Genomic DNA, 25234 nt, shown 5'->3' on the forward strand with positions numbered 1-25234 from the left:
ACAATGAAAACCTTATATTTTACCGGCTACCGCAGCTTTGAACTTGGTGTATTTCAAGAAAAAGATCCTAAAATCAAAATTATTAAGAAAGTAATAAAAATGTCTTTACTTTCTTACATTGAACAAGGACTGGAATGGGTGCTGATCAGTGGCAATCTAGGAGCAGAAATATGGTGTGCAGAAGTGGTGGAGCTTTTGCAAAAAGACTATCCAGAAATCAAACTAGGGATCATTTATCCGTTTCAAGGATTTGGTGAAAACTGGAATGAAGCGAACCAGCAAATGTTGCAACGAGTGCAAATGAGCGCTGATTATGTGAATGCCACTAGCCATCAACCCTACAAAGAACCAAGCCAATTAAGAAATCATACCCAGTTTCTATTGGAACACACAGATGGTGCGTTGCTGCTTTATGATGAAGAATTCCCTGGAAAAACCAGCTTTTTTTTGAAAGATGCGAAGAAATATCGGGAGGATCATCCTTACGAGATCGATCAAATTACAATGGATGATCTGCAAAACGCAACATTTGATAGTAATTTACTTTGATTTCTGAGAGTTTTTTGATAGAATGGTCTAGAAAGTGAAAATCATTTGGAAAAATCAATGAGGTGTAAATAATGGCAAATCTAATTTTTAGTCCCAAGGATATTCTTCAACAAGAATTTAAAACAAAAATGCGCGGCTATGATCCAGTGGAAGTCGATGAATTTTTAGACAATATCATCAAAGACTACGAGAGCTACAACAAAGAGATTTTAGCATTGCAAGAAGAAAACGATCGTTTGAATGCAAAAATCGATCAACTTTCTAAGAACCAAGCGATTGCATCACGGGTCCAACAAGAAGCGCCAAAAAGTCAAACAGTGACAAATTTTGATATTTTGAAACGTTTGTCTAATTTGGAAAAAGAAGTTTTTGGCAAAAAATTGGATCAAGAAGAACCAGTTACACGTTCCTCTTCATACAACAGCAACTACACAAATGCTGATTTTGAAGACGATAACGAAAAAACACGTCAATTCTAATCAATTTGATTGCTGTGGTTTTCGGGTAATTGCGGCATAACTTTGATTATGCTGAGGAAAGTCCATGCTCGCACAAGCTGAGATGCTTGTAGTGATCGTGCCTAGCGAAACAATAAGCTAGGGTACTTGAAAGAGTAACGGCAGGAAAAATGGCTAAGGCGCGAGCTATGCCAAAGTATCCTTGAAAGTGCCACAGTGACGAAGCAAGACGGGAAACCGTCTTGGTGGAACGCGGTAAACCCCTCGAGCGAGCAACCCAAACAATGGTAGGGGCGCTTTTTGCACGGAAATGAACGGAGCAAAAAGGCAAGTAATTGCAGATAGATAATTACCCAACGTTTTCTTCTCCCTGAGGAAGACGTGGACAGAACATGGCTTATAGAAAATCACAGCAGATCAGGGAATCCTTCCAGCAACGGAAGGTTTTTTTATATCAAGAAGGAGAAATCTATGACAGAAAAAGTATTTGATTGTGTCGCAACCGCTGCTAGTGGGTTAGAAGCGCTAGTTGGTAAGGAGTTGCGAGATTTAGGCATTGAATGCCAAGTAGAAAATGGACGGGCTCGTTTCAAAGGAACGTTGGAGACCATTGCAACCGCCAATCTCTGGTTACGCACAGCTGACCGCATTAAGATTGTGGTGGGAGAATTTGATGTATACACCTTTGATGAATTATTTGAGCAAGTCAAAGCATTACCTTGGGAAGACTTTCTGCCGCTAGACGCAGAGTTTCCTGTGGCAGGTAAATCGATCAAATCGAAGTTATTCAGTGTGCCTGATTGTCAGGCAATCACAAAAAAAGCGATCGTTAATCGATTACGGGAAGTTTATCATCGCCCTGCAAGTGTTCCTTTAACTGAAAGTGGTGCTTTCTTTCAGTTGGAAGTTGCTTTGTTGAAAGATCATGCCATGATCACACTCGATACGACAGGACCGAGTTTGTTCAAACGTGGCTATCGACTAGAAAAAGGGGGCGCACCCTTAAAAGAAAATATGGCTGCAGCATTAGTCATGTTGACCAACTGGCGCAAAGACCGACCGTTTGTTGATCCTGTATGCGGTTCCGGTACACTGTGCATCGAAGCAGCACTGATCGGACATAATATTGCCCCTGGATTCAATCGCTCCTTTGTCTGTGAGACATGGGATTGGGTTCCAGCTGAAGTATTTGAGACTGTAAGAGCTCAGGCAGACGAAGCAGCCGATTACGATAGCCAACTGGACATTATGGGCTCAGATATCAATGGACGGATGATCGAAATCGCCAAAGCAAACGCGGAAGAGATTGGTCTAGGTGATTCCATCACCTTCAAACAACAAGCAGTCAAAGATTTTAAAACAGACAAAGAATACGGCGTGATCGTTGCCAACCCACCATATGGGGAACGTTTAGGAGAAGAAGAGACGGTACAGCGCTTGTACCGTGAAATGGGCGAAGTCTTTCGACCATTAAAAACTTGGAGCAAATACATTTTGACCAGTGACCTTACATTTGAGACCCACTATGGTGAAAAAGCAACCAAGAAGCGCAAACTATATAATGGTGCGTTGCGTACGGATTTCTTCCAGTATTGGGGCAGTCGCCCACCGCGTAAAAAGGAGACGGTTGAATGAAAGAACAAGAATTTCTAAAAGAATTAAAAGAGCTCGATTTGCTGTCACAAGCAATGGGAATCCTTGGTTGGGATACTCAGACGGGAATGCCTGAAAAGGCCAGCGAATATCGCAGTGAAGTTGACAGCTACTTGTATGGCTTGTATTTCGAAAAGAAAGTCGGACCAACGATCCAAGAAGCCATTACTTATTTTGGTCAGCACCCTGATGAATTATCTGAAGTTGGTCAAGCAGCTTATCAGCTGGTGAAAGAAGAATATGAGCTGCAAAAAAATGTTCCTAATGAATTAGCGATCGCAGCTTCTGCTGCTACTTCTAGAGCTCATACTGCTTGGACGCAAGCCCGCAAAGCGAAAGATTTCTCTTTATTCAAGGAAGCATTAGCTGAGAATATCCATTTGACAAAAGAGCTGATCCCTTATTGGAAAAAAGAGGAACGGACAAATTATGATGTTCTTTTGAATCAATATGAACCGAACATGACCGTTGAAATCTTGGATAATGTGTTTTCACAAGTTCGTGATGGAATCATGGATATTCGTCGCCAGTTAGAAAAAGGTACTCCACCAGATACAACGATCTTATCTCGTGAAATGACAGAGGCGCAACAGCGGAAATTCATCTCGAAAGTCATCACAGACTTAGGGTATGATTTTTCTCGCGGGCGGTTGGACAATACGGTGCATCCTTTTGCGACCGGCATTAACCACAATGATGTTCGCTTGACGACTCGTTGGAATGAAGAAGATTTTTCGATGGGAATATTCGGCGTGATTCATGAAGCAGGCCACGGCATGTATGAACAAAACATTGATGAAAAATTTGAAGGAACGCCGATCCACGAAGGAGCATCCATGGGAATCCATGAATCGCAATCTTTATTCAATGAGATCATTATCGGTAGCAATCGTAATTTTTGGGAGAAACAATACCCTTATTTTCAAGAGTGTGCAGAAGGAACTTTCGATGATGTTTCCTTTGAGACTTTCTACAATGCATTAAAATTTACCCAAGCAAGTTTGATTCGGATCGAAGCAGATAGCCTGACGTATGTTTTGCATATCATTATCCGTTACGAGATTGAGAAGATGATTTTCAATGAAGAAGTGAATGTGGAAGATCTGCCAACTATTTGGAATGATAAATATGAAGAATACTTAGGCGTACGTCCGCAAAATGATTTAGAAGGTATCTTGCAAGACGTTCATTGGTCAGGGTCAAGTTTTGGCTATTTCCCATCATACGCGTTAGGATACATGTATGCGGCACAGCTTTTTCATGCAATGGAAAAAGAGATCGATGTCGATGCTGTATTGGCTTCTGATGATTATTCAGAGATCCGCCAATGGTTGACCACGCACATTCATCAATACGGGGCTTCTAAAAAACCAAATCAATTGATTCTGGATGCGACAGGAGAACTGTTAAATCCGCAATATTTATTGGATTATCTGCGGAAGGTTTATTTTTCTGTTTATCAAATCCGCTAATGAGCAAGCCTTTCGTTCACTCGAAAGGCTTCTTCTCATCTTTAAAAAAACCGCACGGGAAACTAGTTAGCTAGACGATAGTCTTTATTGACTTTAGGTTCTGATACTTTGATGGAATCGGACGATTGAATCAGAATGCTAGCAATAGAAACAAGATAAAAAAGACAGGAGTTTCAAAAAATGGCTGATATAGCACCAATTTATGAATATGCCAAATTGATTTTGGGAACTGATCACACAGGGCATGGCTTTGATCATGTCAAGAGAGTAGCCGCAATGGCCAAACAGATCATTGCCGAAGATCAACTGCAAGTAGATGATTATGTTGTGGAAGCAGCGGCATTTTTACACGATACCATCGATGATAAGGTGGTGAAAGATGTGGTGAAAGCCAAAGAAGAAGTGCAGCAATGCCTTCTCGCTGCTGGAGCCACAGCAGAACAAATCAGTCATATATTTACAATCATTGAGAATCTCTCTTTCTCAAAAGAGTTACTGGCAGGGGCACAAGTCTCCTCTTTAGAAGGACAAATCGTGAAAGATGCGGATCGCTTAGATGCATTAGGCGCAATTGGTATTTTGCGTACTAGTTACTTTGGCGGTGCACATCAGCATCCGATCCATGAATCAGAGCGAGCGCCGAAAACGTTCACAAACCACGCTGACTACCGAAAAGGGACCACCGTGATCAATCATTTCTATGAAAAGTTGTTTTTATTGCCTGAAAAAATGCACACGCACTTTGGTAAACAAGAAGCACTGCGGCGTAAAGACTTTATGACAACCTTTTTAACTGAATTTTATAGAGAATGGGATGTTTAGTAATTTTTAATCTTCAGTTCGATTCCTTTGTGTTTCCTCTGTATTTATCTATAATTATAAATAAGGGGAGAGATGGATATGTATTACAAACAAGCGCTGAAACCGAATGAATTATTACCTGCACTTTCTGATTCTGGGGAATGTTTTTTTATCATTCGAGCAGCATTACCCATCCGGAATTATCAAGTTGCCATTTACCGGTACGATGATGAGTATTTTTTATTGCAAGATGAACGTTTATTTAATCAGATCTCTAGTATTTCCAGGGAACGGCAAGGAGATGAAGAACAGATTCTGCCATTCATTGAAGAAGCATTAGAAGACAATCACTATTTTCTAGTGGAAAAAGAGTTTATCCGCTTGGATTTATTGACGCTACAAAAAATGACAACCATTCAATCGTTTGAAATATTGTTTTACGAATTCTTTGATTTTTGAGGTGATGGGTGATGAAAAAAACGGAATACCTAACCATTGAGGATGCAGCACTCGCTGATTTATTTCTTGATCTGGGTGATAAGTACAGCAACCTCGAATTGATTGACGAAGAAAAAGATTTGGATGTGGTCGTTTTGTCAAATAGCGACTGGCAATATCTTTTGGAACAACTGGATGATGAAGTCAAGGAGCAATTTCTTGCACAGACCGAGACTGATTTTCTAGACGAGGAGTAAGAATAGAGGGGCAAATGCCCAATGAATGTATGTAGGTTAAAGAAAAACAGAAGAACACAAAACAAAAAAATATCCGAACGATAGTCGATGAAGAATGCGATGCGCTTAACTTAAGTCCGCATGCATGTAAGTACGCTTGATCATTCAGCTATCGTTCGGATAATTGTTTTGTTTGACGGATTCATTTGTTTTTCAGAGCGCCTGTCAGTCAACATTTGAATAAAGTGAAACTGTATCTTTTTCATTTGGATTGGAGACGTACTTTTTTGATTTTAGCATAACCCCGAAAAATATTGCGGATCACTAACAAGAGACCGATCAGCAACGGAATAGCTAATAAGTAGAGGGAATAGCCATGGACCTGCTCTACCGCAGCAGCATTGGTTTTATTTACTTCTGTCAGCGCCTGTTGGATCACTTGGAAACTGAATACACTCATAAATCCAGCAATGATAAAGAGTACAAACCCTAAATAAGGAATATGAGAAGAACGGCGAAAAAGCGCAAAGCCGATATAGAGCAATAAAAGAAAAAATGGCACACCAAAAGCAAAATAAGGATTCAACATGTTTTTTAACCTCCTTTTATTTATCATACTCCAAAATTTACGTTTTGGGAATTACAGTGTAAGATTAAAAGGAAATAGATTTTTAGGAGGATGTTATGTCAGCTTATCTTATGCCAATCAAGGTTGCATTACTGTTATTTCCATTCTTGGCACTTGCAATCTCGTCGATATTTTTTGTGCGCCAATACCGTAAATTTGGCCGATTTATTTTTTCACGAGCAATTGTACTTTATTCATTTGTTTTTTATCTGCTTTGTGCCTATTTCTTGGTCATTTTGCCGTTGCCGAGTATTGAAGAAGTCGCTCAAATGACCGGTCCCAAAATGGAGTGGCAGTTAGGTGCTTCCTGGCAGCATTTTTTGCAGCAAACGGTGTTACAAATCAATGATCCCACTACGTATCTTCCGGCTTTGAAGCAAAACGTAGTCTTAGAGCCATTATTCAATCTTTTTTTGACACTGCCTTTTGGTGTCTATATGCGCTACTACTTTAAATTGTCTTTTCCGAAGACGATTGTGGCAACCTTTGGCTTATCACTGTTCTTTGAATTGACTCAGTTAACTGGATTATACTTTATTTATCCGCGCCCTTATCGGTTGTTTGACGTCAATGATTTATTTGTCAATACCCTTGGCGGGACCATTGGCTTTTTGGTGACGCCATTGTTCACCTTCCTGTTGCCTACCCGTGAAGAGATGGATGCCGAATCTTATGCCAAAGATAATCGAGTGACGTTTACTCGCCGATTTGTTGCTTGGCTGATCGATTGGGGAATATTGAATTTATTCGCTTGGATGCTTATGATTCTGTTAAGAGTGACTGTGAATAAAGAAATCGATGACTTTACGAATGATTATTGGTATTTTTTACTAGAAGTAGTTCTTTACTTTATTCTTTTGAATTATATTCTCAATGGACAAACGCTAGGAAAAAAACTTGTTCGCATTCGAGTGATGGAGGAAAATCATTCCCGTGTCAGTTTCAGAGCAATTTTTAAGCGTTATGGATTGCTCTATCTGATCTATGTTAGTGCGACACGCATCAATGTGTTGTTTACGCCTTTTATTCAATCTACTAATCAAATGCTCGTCCTAGTGAGTTTGTTGGTTGTGTTGATTTTTGGTTTGATCCAACTTGGATTTTATTGCAACATCCTTTGGGCAGCATTCAAAAAACAACCGCGATTCTTTTACGAAAAAAGAACGGCTACTTATGTAGTAAGCACGATCCAGCGAAACAAGGTTAGGAATTGAGCTGGAAATATGCTATAATCCAAAAGATGTCAATAGAAAGAAGGTGTTTGAATGTCTTTTGAGTCATTTAAATTTCAACCATTTATTTACGAAGCGTTAGCGGAGAAGAAATTTACTTCACCAACAGAAGTTCAAGAAAAATTAATCCCTGTGATCCAAAAAGGTCGCAGTGTCGTGGGACAATCCCAAACTGGAAGTGGGAAGACGCATACATTTTTGCTTCCTTTGATGGATCAAATCGATCCGCAAAAAGATGAAGTGCAAGTCGTGATCACTGCACCGAGTCGTGAATTAGCCACGCAGATTTATCAAGCGGCAAAACAACTAGCAGAATTTCAGCAACCAGAGATTCGTGTGACCAACTTTGTAGGCGGCACGGATAAACAACGACAAATGGACCGCTTGCAAAACCAGCAGCCGCAGCTTGTTATCGGGACACCGGGACGAATTCTAGATATGATCAATGAACAAGCACTGGCTGTGCATACGGCACGAGCCTTTGTCATTGATGAAGCAGATATGACATTAGATATGGGCTTTTTGGAAGAAGTGGACCAAATTGCTAGTCGATTGCCGGAAAAACTGCAAATGTTAGTTTTCTCTGCAACGATTCCAGAAAAGCTGCGTCCATTTTTGAAAAAATATCTCGAAAATCCATTGATCGAAGAAATTCGTCCGAAAGCAGTCATCTCTGAATCCATTGAAAATTGGTTGATCTCAACTAAAGGAAAAGATAAGAATCAATTGGTTTATCAACTACTAACGACGGGACATCCTTATTTGGCGATTGTTTTTGCCAATACCAAATCCCGAGTGGATGAATTAACCGACTATCTGAAAGAAAAAGGGCTGAAAGTAGCCAAGATCCATGGCGATATCACACCGCGAGAACGCAAACGTGTGATGCGTCAGGTTCAAAATTTAGAGTATCAATATGTAGTCGCAACTGATTTAGCTGCTCGCGGGATTGACATCGAGGGAGTTTCGCATGTAATCAATGCTGAGATTCCGGCGGATTTGGATTTCTTTATTCATCGTGTGGGACGTACTGGACGTAATCAGTTAGCTGGAACAGCGATCACTTTGTATGATCCTAGTGACGAACAAGCCATTCAAGCAATCGAAGATTTAGGTGTAAAATTCCAACCAAAAGAAATCAAAAATGGGGAGATCGTTGCAACATATGATCGGAATCGTCGACAAAAACGTGAAAAATCAAGAGACGAATTAGACCCAACATTGATTGGGTTGGTCAAGAAGAAAAAGAAAAAAATCAAGCCTGGCTACAAGAAGAAAATTCAGTGGGCTGTTGATAAGAAAAACAAAGAGAAACGAAAGATCGAACGTCGTCAGTCGAATCGCTCTGCTCGCAAGAATAAAAAAAATTCCAGTATCTAATTTAAGGAACACCCATCGGCCAGGCAATGGCTATTGGGTGTTCCTTCGTTTTAGCAAAGATTTTTTTCCATTTTTACACAGAGGATTCCATCTTCTTCAAAAGGAGGAGAGAGGATCTCATAGCCGCATTTTTGATAAAAGCCGACTGCTGCAATTTCAGAAGACAAAACCGACCAGCAAAAGCCATTGGTGATCGCTTTTTGCTCATAGGCCGCTAACAACTGCCGTCCTATCCCTTGCTTTCGATAGTTTTTAGCCACGCAAAAGCGATCGGGCTGGATCGTTTGCGAATCCAACGATTGATAGCGAATAGTGGCAATTGGTACTTGGCCTTCTGCCAGTAGAAAATAATGGCAGAACTGATCTTTTTGATCAAATTCTAATTCAGGAGCGATTCCTTGTTCGTCGACAAAGACAGATCTTCTAAGTGCAAAAACAGCCTGCTGAATCCAGTCCTCCCGCCCAAAATAAAGCTGCATCATTTTTCCTCCCAATTCATGGTATACTCAATCTATATTGATTGTAGCAGATGAAAGGGGAAAGCTCGTGGATTTTTTCGAAGCATTGCAATGGACGAATTGGAAAAATTTGACTGCTGAAGTCAAAAGCCAAGTGTTTCAGCAAGTAGTCATGTACTTTGTCAGCCCATTGAAAGAAATTACAGATGTTCATTTTATTAAAACAAGCTATGCAGGAATCAAGTGTGAGACCTTTGAATTAACGATTGATGAGGAACCCTTCGTCTTTGTGCCTGGAAATTATGAAACAATTCTAGGCTGGGACTTGGGCATTCAGGGATTGCCGATAACCTGCTGGTCTAAAATGTGGCAAGAACCTCTCAGCCCTTCGCTCCGTCGCTTGATCGAAGGCTACGGATTGTCAAACGCTGAGGAGTGGGGAGATTTTGTAAATGAATCAATGAGCCCATTACGCAAAGCGACCATCCCACCCATGTTGGTGCAGAAAATGGCATTGCCAGCAGGTACTCGTTTGATTGGAGAACTAGATACAGTCACGGGAGAATTCCATGGTCATGTTGATCAATTTGAAACTTTTGGTTCCGAGATACGGCAGGCATTTCAGCAGCCGCGAAGTTTTGAAGAAAGTTTGCAGTGGGAAATGCCAAGAACAATCAGTGCCGAAAATCAGTACTTTGCGGAACTGCATCCAGTGTCTGGCAATTATCATGTATACACCCACCAACGAATGACCCAAAATGAATTGCAGCACTGGCTGGGACAGCAGGGATATGATTTGATGAATGAAGAACAGTGGGAATATGTAGTGGGCGCCGGGACCCGTCGTTTATTTCGTTGGGGCAATGAAAAACCCTGTGAGGATGGTGTCAAATTGACCAAAAAAGCATTGGCTGAGCCGAACATGTTTGGCTTGATTTATCCGTATGCCAATGGATGGGAGTTAACTGACAGTTCATTTCTAAAGATGGAAGATTGGCCAGAGTGCGGCAATCCATTACTGGATACATTGCCCTATGCTAGTTATTATCGGTCACGCAAAATGTTGCAAGCAAACCAGCAGTTGGACCCTGAAAAATACCGCTACCGAAAAGCAGTTATTATTGATCGAGAACGGATTTGAGGATTGACTTTTTGTGAACATTTCCTTATACTTTTAAAGACGAAGGACATGGTTGATTTGTTCATTCTTTACAGAAAGTTTTTCAAAGCTGAGAGAAAAACAAGAATCCTAATTGATCGCTCCCTTTGGTATCTGATTCAGTAGAAATGCTGACGCCTGCTCTGCGTTATCGAGTCTGAGAGGTAATGATCAACATCATTGCAAGTAAGGTGGTACCGCGTAGCTACGTCCTTGCTCTGCAGTGGTGTTTTTTTGTTTGACTACCCAGAAGCGAGTTCGTCGAATGAACAGATATCAGAGAGAAAGGTCACCAAAGAACAAAAGCATTCCTTGCTCCCAAGCGATTTTATCATTAGAAAGTAGGAAAACTATATGAAACACTTATCAAGTGCCGAAGTTCGTCAAATGTTTCTCGATTTCTTTCAATCAAAAGGACATTCGATCGAGCCTAGTGCATCACTCGTCCCTGTAAATGACCCAACATTGTTGTGGATCAACTCAGGTGTAGCAACATTGAAAAAATATTTTGACGGTACCGTTGTTCCAGAAAATCCGCGAATCACCAATGCACAAAAATCGATTCGGACCAACGATATCGAAAATGTTGGTAAGACAGCACGTCACCACACCATGTTTGAAATGTTAGGAAATTTTTCGATTGGTGATTACTTCAAAAATGAAGCAATCCATTGGGCATGGGAGTTTTTGACTTCTCCAGAATGGATGGCCTTTGATCCAGAAAAGCTTTATGTCACAGTGTATCCAAAAGACACAGAAGCAAAACGAATTTGGCGCGAAGAAATCGGGTTGACTCCAGAACACATCGTAGAGATCGAAGACAACTTCTGGGATATCGGTGCTGGACCTTGTGGACCAGATTCAGAGATTTTTTATGACCGCGGACCTGAGTTCAACGATGTCGCAGAAGATGATCCGGAGAATTATCCTGGCGGTGAAAATGAACGCTATTTGGAAATTTGGAATTTGGTCTTTTCAGAGTTCAATCATCAAGCAGATGGCACGTATGAACCATTACCACATAAAAACATTGATACGGGGATGGGGCTTGAACGGATGGTGTCGATCATCCAAAATGCACCAACCAACTTTGAAACAGATCTCTTTATGCCGATCATCGAAGCGGTTCAAGAATTGAGCGGCAATTTTGCATATGGTGAAAGCAAAGCAACAGATATTTCCTTCAAAGTGATCGCCGACCACATTCGCGCGCTTTCTTTTGCTATAGGCGATGGTGCACTACCGTCAAACGAAGGACGCGGATACGTGTTGCGCCGTTTGCTACGCCGCGCCGTCATGCATGGCAAGAAATTAGGTATCGATTCAGCCTTTTTATATAAACTTGTTCCGATCGTAGGAAAAATCATGGAGAGTTATTATCCGGAAGTATTGGCTCAACAAGCGTTTATCGAAAAAGTAATCCGTAATGAAGAAGAACGGTTCCATGAAACCATCAATGAAGGATTAGAGATCTTGAACCAAGTCATTGCTAAAGTGAAGGCAGATGGGCAAGAGACATTAGCAGGTGCCGATATCTTTAAGTTGTATGATACTTACGGATTCCCTGTTGAATTGACTGAAGAAGTCGCTCAAGATGAAGGGTTGAAAGTTGATCATGCCGGTTTTGAAAAAGAAATGGATGCACAGCGGGCACGGGCTCGTTCTGCTCGATCGACTGAGCTTTCTATGGGTGTTCAATCCGCTCTTTTGACTGATATCAAAGTCGAAAGCCGTTTTGTTGGCTACGAAAGCCTTGAAGCCAACAGCGAATTGTTAGTGATCATTCAAGAGGAACAATTGCTTGATACAGTAACCACTGGTGAAGCCAAACTGATCTTCAAAGAAACACCATTCTATGCAGAAATGGGTGGTCAAGTAGCGGATACTGGTACTGTTGTTGACCAATCTGGTGTTATCGTTGCTGAGATCACTGATGTAAAAAAAGCACCAAATGGCCAGTTTTTGCATACTGCGAAGGTAACTGGCAACTTGACGGAAGGGGCTTCTTATTTCTTGCAAGTTGATCAGCACCGTCGGAACAAAATCATCAAAAACCACACAGCCACTCATTTATTGCACAAAGCGTTGAAAGAAGTGCTAGGTAGCCATGCAAATCAAGCAGGTTCATTAGTTGCACCTGGACACTTGCGTTTTGACTTTAGTCATTTTGGCCAAGTGACTGCAGACGAATTAAGTCAGATGGAACAAATCGTCAATCAGAAAATTTGGGAAGCTTTGCCAGTCGTAACTATCGAAACCGACATCGATACGGCGAAGGGCATGGGGGCGATGGCTCTCTTTGGCGAAAAATACGGCCAGGATGTGCGTGTAGTCAATGTCGCAGATTGGTCTATCGAGCTTTGCGGTGGCACACATGTCGCCAATACAGAAGATATCGGTATTTTCAAAATTGTTTCTGAATCCGGGATTGGTGCTGGCGTTCGTCGGATTGAAGCAGTGACGAGTCAAGAAGCTTACGCATTGCTGCATGAAGGAGAAGCACAGCTAAAAGCCATTGCAGGGATCGTCAAATCGGCACAAATCAAAGATGTAGTCAGCAAAACAGAACAATTACAGCAACAACTGCGGGATCTGCAAAAAGAAAATCAAGCACTGGCGAGCAAACTAGCCAATCAACAAGCTGGCGATGTTTTCAAAGATGTCAAAGAAGTGAATGGGATTCGTTTTATTGCTGCAAAAGTAACTGTCAAAGATATGAATCAGTTACGCCAATTGGCAGACCAATGGAAACAAAAAGAATTATCGGATGTTTTAGTTCTTGCTACAGCCAACGATGGCAAAGTTAATCTGTTGGCTGCAATGACGCCACAGGCAAATGAGAAAGGCTTGAAAGCTGGAGATTTGATCAAGCACATCGCACCGAAAGTCGGCGGCGGTGGCGGCGGACGTCCAGATATGGCACAAGCCGGTGGGAAGCAACCAGAAGGAATCGACGCTGCATTGACTGAAGTAGCCAATTGGTTAGCCGCAAACTGATTCTTTAACAGCAAATCATAAAAAAATGTATAACATCAAGAAATATCCGAACTGGAATTGTGTGTCAGAGAGCTGCCGCGTCTTTTTATAAGACGTTCGGTAGAGGATCGAAACGCGATTCCTTCGGGTATTTTTTCTGTTTTTGCAGAAATTGGATTTTATTAAAGAGAAATTTTGGAATAGCTGAAGCATTCATTTTTAGAAAAATACGTTTTTTACATGCTTTTAGTTGTTTTACTGATTTCATTCGGGGTAAAATAAGAAAGACGAATTTACGCTTGGAGGGAATGTTATGCTGCGCTTCTTTTTAAAGCGAATGAAAGGAAACGCAACTGATCGCACCATGATCGGTAAACTTGCGGGCTATCTGGGATTGCTCTCAAATGCACTTCTTTTTGTCGCAAAGTTTCTGATTGGACTGTCGGCACAATCGGTCTCGATCATGGCAGATGCTATCAATAGTCTGTCTGACACCGCCTCCTCCTTTTTGACATTGATCGGTTTTCGGATTGCTGCCAAGCCGGCGGATAGGGAGCATCCCTACGGCCATGAACGGTTTGAATACATTAGCGGTTTTGTGGTTTCTTTACTGATCACATTTGTTGGTTTTCAGTTTCTAAAAAATGCCTTTGAAAAAATCATTGCTCCTGAACCGATCCGTTTATCACCATGGTTGTTTATTGTGCTGATCTTGTCAATCGGATTAAAGCTTTGGCAAGGTCTCATGTACCGTCAATTGGCGAAGAAAATTGACTCTGCAACCTTACAAGCTAGCGGACAAGATAGTTTTAATGATGTACTCACAACAGTTGCGGTCTTGCTCTCTGCATTGATTGAATGGGGAACCGGTTGGCGGGTGGATGGGTATATTGGCTTGCTGATCGCGCTATACATTTTATTTAGTGGTATCATGATGATCCGTACCTTTATCAATGAACTGCTAGGTGCACGTCCGACAGAAGCTGAAATCCGTGAGATGGAGGATCGACTAGATCGTTATCCAACAATATTGGGGTACCATGATCTGCTCGTTCATAACTATGGTCCCAAGAATCGTTTTGCTAGTGTTCATATTGAAGTCAATGAAAGCTGGAGTTTGTCACAAGCCCATGAAGTAATTGATGCGATCGAACATGATTTTCAAAGGAACCTTCAAGTTGAATTGGTTTGTCATCTTGATCCTGTCCCTATCCAAAATAAACAGTACCGGCAGTTGCGGGAAAAAGTCAGACAAATCGTTGAGACGATTGATCCAGAGTTAAGGATGCACGACTTTCGGATTCACGAAAAACAGTTTGCTTTTGATTTGGTGATCCCAAAGCAAAGAAATTACACAGATCGTGAACTGCAAGATAAAATTTATCAAAAGATTACGCATGAAATCGGCACGTATGAGGTGGCGATCACGTTTGATCATACTTATTTGTTGTAGGAGGAAAATATGATAAAAATGGATATGAGTGTGGTTTCGACCGTCTTTTTGGCGTTGCTGTTTGTCAATACAGTTGCGGCATTTATTACTGTCTTTCGTAAACCGCGATCAATTGCAAGTGTTTTTGCCTGGATGATGACATTAGTCTTTATCCCGGGTTTTGGGTTTTTGTTGTATTTGTTTTGTGGTCGAGGAATCGACGGAGAAATCATTTATAAATTCAGTGAGCACCATCAAAGCAGGATCAATGAATTAAATCAAATCATCAAAGTCCACAATTATTTCTTTCCAGAGCATCCATACTCAGATGACAACCATCTATTGGAACGGTATTTTAAAAATTTAGATGAATCCCCTTTGACAAAAGGCAATCAGGTACAATTTTATACGGACGGCAAGGAAAAATTTGCTGCCTTATTTTCAGATATGCAAAATGCTGAAGACAATATTCATGTGGAATACTATTCTTTTTTTAATGATGAAATTGGTGGGCAGTTTCTTGATGTCCTAATTGAAAAAGCCAAGCAAGGAGTAGAAGTTCGACTAATATTCGATCCATGGGGTTCTCCCAAAGCAAATCGTAAATTCTTTCAGCCATTAATGGACGCTGGCGGAAAGGTCGTGCCCTTTATTACTTCAAAAAATTTGATTCGCAATACACGTTTGAATTACCATTTGCATCGCAAAATCGTGGTGATTGATGGCCAAATTGGCTGGACCGGCGGGTTTAATGTAGGGGATCAATATTTAGGTAAAAAAGCAAAATTTGGTTATTGGCGGGATACACATGCGCGAATCGTTGGAACTGCTAGTTTTACCTTACAGGAAATCTTTATCCGCGATTGGAATGCCTCGATTAGAAATGAAGCAGATCAACTGGAATATGAAGATCGCTATTTCATTTTACCGCCTAAAGAAGAGGCAGGTCATGTCGATATGCAAATCGTGGCCGACGGACCTGAGACGGAAACGCAGATTCTTAAAGGCGGCTTCGTCAAGATGATTTTGGCGGCTGAAAAATCGATTTGGATCCAAACCCCTTATCTGATTCCTGACGACAGTATGATGAATGCCTTGGAGATCGCCATCCACTCAGGTGTAGATGTTCGAATCATGATTCCCTGCATGCCGGATCATCCATTTATCTATCGAGCGACCCAACACTATGCCAACTATTTACATCGCCGGGGAGCGAAAATCTATATCTATGAGAATGGATTTTTACATGCCAAAACTGTTATGATGGATGATACCATCTGCTCGTTTGGAACGACAAATCAGGACATTCGCAGTTATGCGTTGAATTTTGAAGTCAATGCATTCGTTTATGATCAAGAAGTCACGGCGCAATTAAAAACGATTTTTGAAGAGGATATGCTGCAGTCCACTTTATTGACAGATGAAATGCTGGCTAAACAATCTTACTGGTTGCGTTTCAAGCAAAACTTTTCTCGTTTGTTATCGCCGATCTTGTAATTTTAAAGCCTTAGCTAACCCTTGACGGGCCAGATGGTCGGCACCTTTGTTTTGAGATTCGGGAATCCATTGGACAATCAGTAAAGTGAAATAGGGCAGCAACTCTTGGATTTCCTCTAAATACTTCCGAAAATCGGGGTTGTTCGTATCATTTTTGTCGATTGTTTGAGCGACGACTTTACTGTCTGTATAAAGCATGATCGTCTGGTCTTGCCATTCTTTCGTTAAGAGAAATTCAAGAGCATGATGCATCGCAGCAAATTCTGCTTGGTGATTTGTGAGCGTGGGTAGTACAAAGGCATGCTGTTCATGCAGGTCTTCCCCTACAATCAACAGACCGCCGCCACTAGGTCCAGGGTTTCCTTTGGTTGAAGCATCGAGATACACTTTTAGCATGAGTTGACTCCTTCTGTTATGATGGATATAAGTATACTAGAAATTGATCGCGTGAGGAAATTATTTATGAAACGTAACTATTTTTGGCAACCAGAACCAGCCACCGCAATTATCTATTGGTCCAGTTCACTGATCGTTTTGTTTTACAGCTTGATTTTGGCACTGGAAAATACTCGCCCTTATTGGAAAAGCAATCTTGTGTTGGGGATTTTTCTATTTCTTGTCTGGTTAGGATTGCAGCGCCGCCTTTATTTGACGGAGAAGACCATCAAAATCACCTATGCCCGCTTTTGGAAACGAGTAGTTATTCCTCTCGAGAAAATCCAAGCCATTGGGATAGAGAATCATCATTTGAGAATCGTGACCAATGAAAGAAGCGATACGTTTGTAATGCGTAAAAAAGATCTTGAAGTATTACAGACACACTTTGTTAATCTAGTGCCTATTCTTGAAAGACAAGAGTCAGAAAAATAATTCTGGCTCTTTTTTTATTCCAGTGAAAAACAGGGTTTCAATCTTCATGAAAAACGGTATAATAGAAATAGGACAAACAAATATGAAAGAATAAGGGATAATAGTTCGGGAATAGAGGGTTACTGATGAAAAAAGATATCGAAATTGCACAAGAAGCAACAATTAAACCGATTATTGACATTGCAGCAACTATCGGATTACAAGCAGAAGATCTAGAACAATATGGGAAGTATAAAGCAAAAATCGATTGGCCAGCAATCAAGGAAATCGCGAAACGTCCCACCGGCAAGTTGATCTTAGTTACAGCGATTAACCCAACCCCTGCGGGAGAAGGAAAGTCGACAGTCACGATTGGATTGGCAGATGGCTTAAACCGTATTGGAAAACAAACCGTGATTGCTTTACGAGAACCATCATTAGGTCCAGTCATGGGGATCAAGGGTGGTGCGACTGGCGGAGGCAGAGCGCAAGTCTTGCCGATGGAGGACATCAATCTTCATTTTACCGGGGACATGCACGCAATCACTGCTGCGAATAATGCATTATCTGCGTTGGTGGACAATCATATCCAACAAGGAAATGAATTAGGGATCGACCCGCGACGGATCATTTGGAAACGTGTCGTGGATTTGAATGATCGCGCATTAAGACAAGTGATCGTCGGACTGGGCGGACCACTGCAAGGAGTACCTAGAGAAGATGGCTTTGATATCACCGTTGCTAGTGAGATTATGGCTATTTTGTGTCTAGCAACGAATTTGGATAATTTGAAAGAGCGATTGAGCAATATTTTGATTGGTTATACGTATGATAAACAACCTATCTACGTCAAGGATTTGCAGGTTCAGGGGGCATTAGCTTTATTGTTGAAAGATGCCTTGAAACCAAATTTGGTTCAAACCATCGAAGGAACGCCTGCGTTGATTCATGGGGGACCTTTTGCCAACATCGCCCATGGCTGTAATAGTGTCATTGCAACTGAAACAGCTCTCCATTTAGGAGAATACACGGTTACTGAAGCGGGGTTCGGCGCAGATCTCGGGGCAGAGAAGTTTTTGGATATTAAAACACCCAATCTCTCTAAAGCACCAGACGCTGTCGTAGTGGTCGCAACGATTCGCGCCTTAAAAATGCACGGCGGGATAGATAAAGAACATTTAAAAGAAGAAAATGTAGCGGCTTTAGTCGCAGGTTTTGCCAACTTGAAACGTCACGTGAGAAACATGCAAAATTATCAATTGCCAGTTGTTGTTGCAATCAATGAATTTGTCACTGATACCGAAGCTGAGATCCAAATGTTGGAGCAATGCTGCAAGGAAATTGGTGTACCAATCGCTCGGACGCAAGTTTGGGAGAAAGGTGGCGCAGGGGGGGAACTTTTGGCGCAGCAAGTCGTCACTGCCATTGATGAACAACCCGGCAATTATCGTAGGCTTTACCAAAATGAGGAGAGCCTTCCTGATAAAGCTGCCAAGATCGTCAAAGAGATTTATGGCGGATCAAATGTGGTCTTCTCAAGTGTGGCACAGCGCCAATTGAACGTCTTCAAAAAAAATGGCTGGCATCAATTGCCGATTTGTATGGCAAAAACACAGTACTCTTTTAGTGATGATCCGCAGCTTTTAGGCGCACCGGCTGATTTTTCGATTACGATCCGTGAATTTGTACCAAAACTAGGCGCTGGTTTTATTGTTGCCTTGACCGGTACTGTTATGACAATGCCTGGACTGCCTAAGAAACCAGCAGCATTGAATATGGATGTCGATGCAGACGGCAATGTATCTGGCCTTTTTTAATCTTATTTTCTCTCCGCATCTGCGAATACTGGATGAAGAAATAGGTTCTCGAAGGCTCCAGTAATAGTTCAGTCAATTTCTTATAACGCACCACACTTACAGGTCACTATTGATTCTGTAAGTGTGGTGTGTTGTTTGCGAGCGATTCGTCGTCTTTCAGTAGGTTTTGTTTGGTTCGTTTTTTGTTGACGCTGTATATAGGCTGCGAGATTCGGAAGAGAATAAAACCTCCCTTTTTCTTCTGACTTTCAAAAATTGGAAGAAATAATTGAAGAGGCTGCGAGGATATTTGATTTTTTGCGAAGTTTTCTAAAAGTCTCCCATAGTTATCTCCAGCATTCCTATTTATCCGTCGCTCTTAGAAACATTAGAAACGAAAGTAGGAAACGGGAAGGGGAAATTGTTATCAAGCTCTTTTAAACGAGAGACTATAAAAAGAATGGTTTTAAAAAGAGGGCTATAAAAGTCGCTCGTTTTTATCTTATGATTTGCCGCTTTTGGGTTTTCAATCTATTAAAAGACTGAAAGTTAAATATTAGCAAGAGGCAAGAGACGTGTCTTTTGTTATAATATAATCAGTAGTGCATTTAAAAGACTGTTTTCTTTCTAAGAAAATTAAAGTATACTGATAAAATTGGAGCGTATAAAACGATGAAACGTAAAATCATACGAAATACCGGCTTTTATGCAATGGGGAGTCCGCTGGATTTGCTAGTGGATGGTCAGAAAGTCGCCAGAATCAATCATCAAGAAACCGTCGAGCTGAATCTCAATTCTGACAACCGATTGTCTGTCCGATTTTCCATCCTAAAAAGCAAAGAAATTGCGTTGCCTGATTTACACGCAGAAACTCCATTAGAAATAAAAATGAATCCGCGACTGATTTCTTTTTATGTGCTGTTTTATATTGGTCTGTTTCTAATGATCGCGTTTTTAACTCGCAGTGGACAGTTGTCCATTATCCTTTCGGGTATCTTTCTTTATTTAGCAGGTTATCTATGTTTAGGTCTTTATTATAGCAAACAAGCGTATGTAATTGAGGAGGCAACAAATGGCTAGCGGAGCAGATATTTTTTTGAGTAGTTTCAATCGAATCGAAAAACAATTGAGAGACGATTTGGGTAATCCTCGTAACATGGGTTTTTCAGAGATGGTTCGCCGTCTTTCAAAACAGAAGCAAGGAGACATCAAAAAATACGAAGAAGATTTATTGCAGATGGCCCAATTGCGGAACGCCATCGTTCATGAAAAAATCGGTGAAAATTTTGTGATCGCCGAGCCAAATCAATGGGTAGTGACACGAATCCAACAAATCGAACAGGCCTTGTTGCAGCCTGAAACGGTCTTACCTAAGTTTGGTAAAAAAGTGACCGGTTTTGAAAAAACGTTGGCGCTGAAAGAAATCTTGAAGATCGTCGCTCAAAAGCGGTTTTCACAATTTCCACTCTATGACAAAGGACGTTTTGTTGGGTTGATCACTTTACGTATGTTAGGATACTGGTTTGCTCAAGAAAGTCTAAAAGGAGAGATCCGATTAGAAGGGCGTAAAGCAGAAGACTTGTTGATCAAAGACGGTAAAGAGTCCAATTATCAGTTTGTACCCGCAACAACAACGGTCACTGAAGTAGAAGACCTGTTCCATAAAAATGCTTTACTTGAAGCGGTATTAATCACAAAAAATGGCGATCCTAATGGAAATTTATTAGGCATCGTTCGTCCGCGGGATATTTTTAACGAAGAAAGTGTGGAAAAAAAATGATAGCTTTGTTTTTTTTACTAAGTGCCATAATTGTTGGACTTGATCAGTGGTTGAAGTTTTGGATCGTCAGCAATTTTGAATTAGGTGATGTTCAAACGTTGATCGACCATGTCTTTTCACTAACTTATATTCGGAATACCGGTGCCGCATGGAGTATCTTAGAAGGGAAGATGACCTTCTTTACGATCATCACGGTTGCTGCTGTTATTGTTGTAACTTATTTATTGATCCGTCATCGTAAAAGCAGTATATGGTTTCGATTGGGACTATCCTTTATCTTAGCCGGAGCGATCGGAAATTTTATCGATCGCTTGCGTTTGGGGTACGTCGTGGATATGTTTCAGCTAGATTTTATCAATTTTCCGATTTTTAATATTGCAGACATGTCGTTAGTGATCGGCGTGTTATTGATTTTTATCTATGCGTTAGTTGATGATGAAGTGAAGGGAAAATAAATGAATAATCAAATTGAAGTAGTAATCCATGAAGAAAAAGGGCGTGTCGATAAAGTATTGGCAGATCGTCTAGAAGCGAGCCGTTCGCAAATTCAACAATGGTTGAAAGAAGGTGCGGTCACCTGTCAAGGGGATCCAATTCGTGCAAATTACAAAGTAAAAGCTGGTGACCAGTTAGTGATTCAAGTACCAGAACCAGAGTCCCTAGATCTGGAACCTGAAGATATTCCTTTGACGATCGTGTATCAAGACCAAGATGTTGCCGTGATCAATAAACCGCAAGGAATGGTCGTTCATCCTTCGGCAGGGCATCCTAACGGAACGCTGGTCAATGCATTGTTGTATCATATGACCGATTTATCTTCAATCAATGATGTTGTACGACCAGGAATTGTTCATCGTATCGACAAGGATACGTCAGGGCTATTGATGATTGCCAAAAATGATCATGCCCATGAAGCGTTAGCCAAACAGTTGAAAGACAAAACTTCTTTACGGAAGTATGTTGCGCTGGTCCATGGGAATATTTCTCACGAAAAAGGCACGATCAATGCACCGATTGGCCGTTCTAAAGTGAATCGCAAGATGCAAGCAGTGCAAGAAGATGGTAAGCCAGCTGTGACACATTTTACAGTTTTGGAACGTTTTGATCAATTTACTTTAGTCGAATTACAGTTGGAAACGGGTCGGACCCATCAAATTCGGGTCCACATGCAATACATTGGCTTTCCATTAGCCGGCGATCCTGTATATGGCCCTAAAAAGACTTTGAAAGGCAATGGCCAATTTCTTCACGCCAAACTGTTAGGATTTACCCATCCGACAACTGGAGAATCAATGGTTTTTGAAGCGCCATTACCCGAACTTTTTGAGGAAACCTTAAAAAAATTGCGAAAAAATGATTGATTTTTTTTTCAAAGAACTGTATAGTATGTGTAACAAATAAATAGCTCCTTTAAGTGTAGTCCCGTGAGGCTAAGAAGGAAATGAGCAAGCAGACGACTCCCGCGTTGGAGCATCGAAAACTTGCTGGATGATTGCGCATATTCTGGATCGCTGTATACAGCGCCAGAAAGTATGATCGGAAAACATAACTCCTGCCTCACTAGGCAGGAGTTTTTTTATGTTCAAAATTAGGAGGGAACGAAATGCCAACCAAAGAAGTAGTAGATGCAGTAACAATGAAACGAGCATTGACCAGAATCACTTATGAAATCATCGAACGCAACCGAGGGATTGATGACCTAGTCTTAGTAGGAATCAAGACTAGGGGAATCTATATCGCACAACGAATTGCTGAACGCTTGAAACAATTGGAAGGAGTAGAAGTCCCCGTTGGCGAACTGGATATCACATTGTATCGAGACGATAAAAAATCAGATGAAGATCCTGAGATCCATTCTTCTGACATTCCAACAGCAATCGATGGCAAAGAAGTCATCTTGATCGATGATGTGTTGTTTACAGGGCGCACCATCCGGGCAGCATTAGATGCCATCATGGATTTCGGTCGTCCTCGCCGGATTTCACTAGCCGTACTAGTCGATCGGGGGCATCGAGAATTACCGATTCGGGCAGATTTTGTAGGGAAAAATATTCCAACGGCATTAAGCGAACAAATCATTGTTGAAATGGAAGAATCTGACGGTTCTGATCGAATCATGATCAATAAAGAAAACGAGTAGGAAGAAGAGTGACAGACACATGGAAAAGCAAGAATTTCGCAATACCGATGTGGTATTAGATATCAATGATCGCCCAAAGGCATTGCCTTGGTTAGGCTTAAGTCTTCAACATTTATTCACGATGTTCGGAGCAACTGTTTTAGTACCGATCCTAGTTGGGATCAACCCAAGTATCGCTTTAGTAAGTTCCGGTTTGGGGACACTTGTTTACCTCGTTACGACGAAAGGAAAGATTCCCGCATACTTAGGGAGCAGCTTTGCTTTTATCGCTGCAATGCAAATGTTGATGAAATCAGACGGCTACCCGGCAATCGCCCAAGGAGCTGTTACAACAGGACTGGTTTACATCATCGTTTCTCTGATCATCAAAAAGATTGGTGCTGCATGGCTGGATAAAATTTTGCCGCCGATCGTCGTAGGGCCTGTGATCATGGTTATCGGGTTAGGACTAGCTGCTAATGCCGCTCAAAACGCAATGTACAATGGGGACATCTATGATTTTAAATTTATCTTAGTTGCATTGGTTACATTGGGATTGACGATTTTCTTCAACATGTTTTTGCGAGGGTTTCTTGGCTTGATCCCCATCTTACTAGGGATCATTGGTGGTTACTTAGTAGCTTTAGCTGCTGGGATCGTAGATGTGCAGCCAATCATTGATGCTGCTTGGTTCTCATTACCAAGCTTCGAAATTCCCTTTGTTCAATACAAGCCAACGCTACATTTGAATGCGATCACGACGATGGCGCCTATCGCTTTTGTCACGATGACAGAACATATTGGCCATTTGATGGTTTTGAATAAACTAACAAAGCGTAACTTTTTTGAAGAACCAGGATTAAACAAAACATTGATGGGAGACGGCTTTGCGCAAATCGTTGCCGGATTCGTTGGAGGACCCCCTGTGACAAGTTATGGTGAAAACATTGGTGTCTTGGCCATTACGAGAGTGCACAGTGTCTTTGTTATCGGTGGTGCGGCTGTCTTGGCTGTCTTGTTAGGCTTTGTCGGAAAATTGAGTGCCTTGATCTTGAGTATCCCAAATCCGGTCATTTCTGGAATCAGCTTCCTATTGTTCGGTGTCATTGCTGCAAGCGGGATGAAAATCTTGATCGACAATAAAATCAATTTTGACCGCAAAAAGAATTTGATCATTGCTTCTGTGATTCTGGTGATCGGAATCGGCGGCCTTGTCTTTACGGTCGGAACATTCACCTTATCAGCCATGGCATTAGCAACTGTCTTAGGAATCATTTTAAATCTAATTTTGCCAGAAACATCACGCAGTGAAGAACAATAGCTAGCAGTCAACTAAAAGGGAAAAACTAGGAGGTATTATTCATGATCATCCAATCAGAAAGAATCAGTTTAAAGCATCTTTTGACCGTTGAAGCATTAACAGATCGAGAAGTGATGGGGCTTATCCGCAGAGGGCAGGAATTTAAAAGAGGGGCCAAATGGATGCCGAAAAAAGAACAATACTTTGCTACGAACCTTTTCTTTGAAAATAGTACCAGAACCCACAAAAGTTTTGATGTAGCCGAAAAGAAATTAGGTCTTGAAGTGATTGAATTTGACTCCTCAACGAGTTCTGTGCAAAAGGGCGAAACCCTTTATGATACCGTGCTGACAATGTCAGCTCTTGGCGTGGATGTCGCTGTAATCCGCCACGGAGACGAGAATTATTATGACGAGCTGATCCAAAGTAAAACGATCCAATGCAGCATCATCAATGGAGGCGATGGCAGCGGACAGCATCCCACGCAATGCTTATTAGACTTGATGACGATCTATGAAGAATTTGGCCACTTTGATCAACTGAAAGTAGCGATCGTCGGAGACATCACCCATTCCCGTGTCGCCAAATCAAATATGCAAATGCTCAAACGATTAGGCGCCAAAGTGTATTTTTCTGGCCCGCCACAATGGTATGACAATGAATTTGAAGTGTATGGACACTGGTTGCCTCTAGATGAATTAGTGAATCAAGTCGATGTGATGATGATGCTTCGGGTCCAACACGAACGCCATGATGGCTCAGAAAGTTTCTCAAAAGAGGCTTACTTACGGGATTATGGATTGACAGTGGAACGTGCAGCAAAAATGCAAGACCATGCCATCATCATGCATCCAGCTCCAGTCAATCGTGATGTTGAGCTGGCAGATCCATTAGTTGAAGGGCTGCGTTCAAGAATTGTCACGCAAATGACGAATGGCGTGTTTGTCCGGATGGCAATTTTAGAAGCGGTATTGAATGGCAAAGCTTAATTATAAGAAACGCGACCAATAGAGATAGAGGA

The 25234-nt window shown here is 41.4% G+C and carries 25 protein-coding genes and 1 other RNA gene; 23 read left to right on the top strand and 3 right to left on the bottom strand.

Annotated elements, in window-relative coordinates; genetic code table 11:
- Positions 1–3 precede the first annotated feature (3 nt).
- The 8 genes from DVW06_RS02895 (at position 4) to DVW06_RS02930 (ending at position 5628) form a co-directional block, all read left to right on the top strand.
- Entirely contained in the window at positions 4–549 is a 546-nt protein-coding gene (locus DVW06_RS02895; protein ID WP_003126640.1) for a DUF1273 domain-containing protein, read from the top strand.
- 71 nt (positions 550–620) lie between these two features.
- The gene (gene gpsB, locus DVW06_RS02900) at positions 621–1028 is read left to right on the top strand and encodes a cell division regulator GpsB (RefSeq protein ID WP_029486829.1); all 408 of its coding nucleotides are present in this window, start codon (positions 621–623) and stop codon (positions 1026–1028) included.
- A 17-nt stretch (positions 1029–1045) separates the two neighbouring features.
- An RNA gene (rnpB, locus tag DVW06_RS02905) (RNase P RNA component class B) lies at positions 1046–1412 on the top strand.
- A gap of 66 nt (positions 1413–1478) precedes the next feature.
- Positions 1479–2642, top strand: coding sequence for a THUMP domain-containing class I SAM-dependent RNA methyltransferase (locus tag DVW06_RS02910; protein ID WP_003126638.1), 1164 nt, complete (start codon positions 1479–1481; stop codon positions 2640–2642).
- The gene (locus DVW06_RS02915) at positions 2639–4132 is read left to right on the top strand and encodes a carboxypeptidase M32 (protein WP_029486828.1); all 1494 of its coding nucleotides are present in this window, start codon (positions 2639–2641) and stop codon (positions 4130–4132) included. Before DVW06_RS02910 ends, DVW06_RS02915 begins: the two co-directional genes overlap by 4 nt.
- 180 nt (positions 4133–4312) lie before the next feature.
- Positions 4313–4954 carry an HD domain-containing protein gene (locus tag DVW06_RS02920; RefSeq protein ID WP_029486827.1) on the top strand — a complete coding sequence of 214 codons (642 nt, stop codon included), beginning with the start codon at positions 4313–4315 and terminating at the stop codon, positions 4952–4954.
- A 72-nt stretch (positions 4955–5026) separates the two neighbouring features.
- Positions 5027–5392 (top strand): hypothetical protein, encoded by a 366-nt coding sequence (locus DVW06_RS02925; RefSeq protein WP_050801524.1) that lies wholly within the window; start codon positions 5027–5029, stop codon positions 5390–5392.
- Between the two features lie 11 nt (positions 5393–5403).
- The gene (locus DVW06_RS02930; protein WP_005473199.1) at positions 5404–5628 is read left to right on the top strand and encodes a hypothetical protein; all 225 of its coding nucleotides are present in this window, start codon (positions 5404–5406) and stop codon (positions 5626–5628) included.
- 241 nt (positions 5629–5869) lie between these two features.
- Here DVW06_RS02930 and DVW06_RS02935 read toward each other — a convergent pair whose 3' ends face one another.
- Entirely contained in the window at positions 5870–6196 is a 327-nt protein-coding gene (locus DVW06_RS02935; RefSeq protein WP_003126632.1) for a hypothetical protein, read from the bottom strand.
- Between the two features lie 95 nt (positions 6197–6291).
- Here DVW06_RS02935 and DVW06_RS02940 point away from each other — a divergent pair, with 95 nt between their 5' ends.
- Both DVW06_RS02940 and DVW06_RS02945 read left to right on the top strand, forming a co-directional pair.
- Positions 6292–7449: a VanZ family protein gene (locus DVW06_RS02940; RefSeq protein WP_003126631.1), complete on the top strand. Its 1158-nt coding sequence runs from the start codon at positions 6292–6294 to the stop codon at positions 7447–7449.
- 51 nt (positions 7450–7500) lie between these two features.
- Positions 7501–8847: a DEAD/DEAH box helicase gene (locus DVW06_RS02945; RefSeq protein ID WP_003126629.1), complete on the top strand. Its 1347-nt coding sequence runs from the start codon at positions 7501–7503 to the stop codon at positions 8845–8847.
- A gap of 50 nt (positions 8848–8897) precedes the next feature.
- On the opposite strand, the gene DVW06_RS02950 is transcribed toward DVW06_RS02945, so the two are convergent.
- Positions 8898–9329, bottom strand: coding sequence for a GNAT family N-acetyltransferase (locus DVW06_RS02950; protein ID WP_003126628.1), 432 nt, complete (start codon positions 9327–9329; stop codon positions 8898–8900).
- A 64-nt stretch (positions 9330–9393) separates the two neighbouring features.
- On the opposite strand from DVW06_RS02950, the gene DVW06_RS02955 reads away from it, so the two are divergent.
- The 4 genes from DVW06_RS02955 to cls all read left to right on the top strand — a co-directional run bounded on the left by DVW06_RS02955 (position 9394) and on the right by cls (position 16369).
- Positions 9394–10446 carry a DUF7278 family profilin-like fold-containing protein gene (locus DVW06_RS02955; protein ID WP_041120086.1) on the top strand — a complete coding sequence of 351 codons (1053 nt, stop codon included), beginning with the start codon at positions 9394–9396 and terminating at the stop codon, positions 10444–10446.
- Positions 10447–10818: 372 nt separating this feature from the next.
- Entirely contained in the window at positions 10819–13461 is a 2643-nt protein-coding gene (gene alaS / locus DVW06_RS02960) for an alanine--tRNA ligase (RefSeq protein WP_003126626.1), read from the top strand.
- Between the two features lie 292 nt (positions 13462–13753).
- Entirely contained in the window at positions 13754–14893 is a 1140-nt protein-coding gene (locus DVW06_RS02965; protein WP_003126624.1) for a cation diffusion facilitator family transporter, read from the top strand.
- 9 nt (positions 14894–14902) lie between these two features.
- Positions 14903–16369, top strand: coding sequence for a cardiolipin synthase (gene cls, locus DVW06_RS02970; protein ID WP_003126623.1), 1467 nt, complete (start codon positions 14903–14905; stop codon positions 16367–16369).
- On the opposite strand, the gene DVW06_RS02975 is transcribed toward cls, so the two are convergent.
- On the bottom strand, positions 16352–16765 hold the full coding sequence (locus tag DVW06_RS02975) for a ribonuclease HI family protein (RefSeq protein WP_003126622.1): 414 nt from the start codon (positions 16763–16765) through the stop codon (positions 16352–16354). The genes cls and DVW06_RS02975 overlap by 18 nt on opposite strands.
- 66 nt (positions 16766–16831) lie before the next feature.
- Here DVW06_RS02975 and DVW06_RS02980 point away from each other — a divergent pair, with 66 nt between their 5' ends.
- From DVW06_RS02980 to DVW06_RS03020, 9 genes are all read left to right on the top strand, one after another.
- Positions 16832–17239, top strand: a complete 408-nt coding sequence (locus tag DVW06_RS02980) for an EbsA family protein (RefSeq protein WP_137264393.1) — start codon at positions 16832–16834, stop codon at positions 17237–17239.
- Positions 17240–17364: 125 nt separating this feature from the next.
- Positions 17365–19035: a formate--tetrahydrofolate ligase gene (locus DVW06_RS02985; RefSeq protein ID WP_029486822.1), complete on the top strand. Its 1671-nt coding sequence runs from the start codon at positions 17365–17367 to the stop codon at positions 19033–19035.
- Positions 19036–19686: 651 nt separating this feature from the next.
- Positions 19687–20094 carry a hypothetical protein gene (locus DVW06_RS02990; protein ID WP_003126618.1) on the top strand — a complete coding sequence of 136 codons (408 nt, stop codon included), beginning with the start codon at positions 19687–19689 and terminating at the stop codon, positions 20092–20094.
- Positions 20087–20794: a CBS domain-containing protein gene (locus DVW06_RS02995; RefSeq protein WP_005473174.1), complete on the top strand. Its 708-nt coding sequence runs from the start codon at positions 20087–20089 to the stop codon at positions 20792–20794. Before DVW06_RS02990 ends, DVW06_RS02995 begins: the two co-directional genes overlap by 8 nt.
- Positions 20791–21249: a signal peptidase II gene (lspA, locus tag DVW06_RS03000; RefSeq protein WP_003126616.1), complete on the top strand. Its 459-nt coding sequence runs from the start codon at positions 20791–20793 to the stop codon at positions 21247–21249. Before DVW06_RS02995 ends, lspA begins: the two co-directional genes overlap by 4 nt.
- On the top strand, positions 21250–22155 hold the full coding sequence (locus DVW06_RS03005; protein ID WP_003126615.1) for an RluA family pseudouridine synthase: 906 nt from the start codon (positions 21250–21252) through the stop codon (positions 22153–22155).
- 242 nt (positions 22156–22397) lie between these two features.
- Entirely contained in the window at positions 22398–22934 is a 537-nt protein-coding gene (gene pyrR, locus DVW06_RS03010; protein WP_003126614.1) for a bifunctional pyr operon transcriptional regulator/uracil phosphoribosyltransferase PyrR, read from the top strand.
- A 19-nt stretch (positions 22935–22953) separates the two neighbouring features.
- On the top strand, positions 22954–24234 hold the full coding sequence (locus DVW06_RS03015; RefSeq protein ID WP_003126613.1) for a solute carrier family 23 protein: 1281 nt from the start codon (positions 22954–22956) through the stop codon (positions 24232–24234).
- 41 nt (positions 24235–24275) lie between these two features.
- Positions 24276–25202, top strand: coding sequence for an aspartate carbamoyltransferase catalytic subunit (locus DVW06_RS03020; RefSeq protein ID WP_137264394.1), 927 nt, complete (start codon positions 24276–24278; stop codon positions 25200–25202).
- Positions 25203–25234 lie beyond the last annotated feature (32 nt).

It is taken from the genome of Enterococcus sp. ARL09-542 (assembly GCF_005234805.1).
Lineage (GTDB): Bacteria > Bacillota > Bacilli > Lactobacillales > Enterococcaceae > Enterococcus_D > Enterococcus_D gallinarum.